At 78.0% G+C, this 1,358-nt stretch carries 1 pseudogene; it reads left to right on the forward strand.

From position 1 onward, the window contains the following. Positions 1 to 1,358, forward strand: a pseudogene (locus ABZ281_RS49440) (hypothetical protein); the annotation flags it as partial.

Genomic DNA, 1,358 nt, shown 5'->3' on the forward strand with positions numbered 1-1,358 from the left:
GGAGACAGGCGGAGCCAGGTACCTGCGCAGGGCGCCCGGGGCGCAGGGGACAGCCCGAGTCGGGCGCCCGCCCCGGGCACCGGGGGCGTGGCGCGTTCTCAGGCGGACGGCGGCGGATCGTGGCCGGGGCCCACCGGGGCCGCAGGGATATCCGCCGAGACGCACAGGGCGCCCACCCGGCGGCACGAGGGCGCCCGGAGTCCGTCGCCCACGACTCCTCCCGATGCCCGGGCCCGGCCGGTGAGCGGTGCCGGGGACACACACGCGGGTCGTTCCGGGATCGGGGAGCTCGACGTCGCGGACGGAACCGGTCCGCGCCCCGGAGGTCCGGACGGGCCCATCACTCCCACCGGTACCGACGACCCGGCCCTGGCGGACCAGCGCTCCGGCCGTGGACGCAAAGGCACCCCCCTCCGCGGCACCGACGTACCCCCGGGAACCCGCAGGCGCGGCGGGCTCGGCGCGTGGGCCCGGCGGCTGGCCGGAGGGCGTGGCGAACAGACGGCAGAACCGCGCGAGGCGTACGAGGACGAGCCGGCCGCCATGGTGGCGGCGGAGCACCACCCGGTCGTCGCACCGGCCGCCCCGGAGACCTGGCCGGACCCGGCCACGCTGCTGCTCACGGCCCTCGGGCCCGGTCCGCGGCTGTGGGAGCGCGGCCCCGGTGACCCGGAGGCGCTGGCCGTGCGCCTCGGCACGGCCGACCGGGCGGCACCGGACGGCGCGGGCCTGCTGCCCGCCGTACCCGTGACCGCCGGACTGCGTGAGGTCGGCGCCCTGGGGCTGGCCGGCCCGCGGGCGCGGCTGGCCGGGCTGGCCCGTGCCGTGCTGGCCCAGCTCACCGCGCTGCACTCCCCCGACTCGCTGGAGATCGTCCTGATCGCCGCGGACCGCTCACGCTCCTTGGAGGAGCGCACCGCCGAGTGGTCCTGGCTGGGCTGGCTGCCACACGTGCGTCCGGGGCACGGGCAGGACTGCCGGCTGCTCCTGGCCCACGACCGCGAACAGGCGGCGGCCCGCACCGACGAACTCACCCGCCGCCTGGAGGACCAGCTGGCGGATGCAGGCCAGGGCTCCGGCCCAACAGGGGGTGTCGGTATGCCGACGAGTACCTCGGTGAGTGGCAGCCCACAGCCCACCGGCACCGCCCCGTCCCACTCCGTCCCGTCCCCCCGCCGACCCTCCTGGGCCCGGGACGACGACACCGGCACCGACGCGACAGCCGGTTTCCCCGGCCCGTACACCGTCGTGGTCGTCGACGGCGATCCCGGCGGCGCCGACCTGCGCGAAACCGTGGCACGGCTGGCGCTGCAGGGCCCCCGGGCCGGGATACACGTCGTCTGCCTGGCCGAGACGGC

The organism is Streptomyces sp. NPDC006265 (genome assembly GCF_040613555.1).
Taxonomy (GTDB): domain Bacteria; phylum Actinomycetota; class Actinomycetes; order Streptomycetales; family Streptomycetaceae; genus Streptomyces.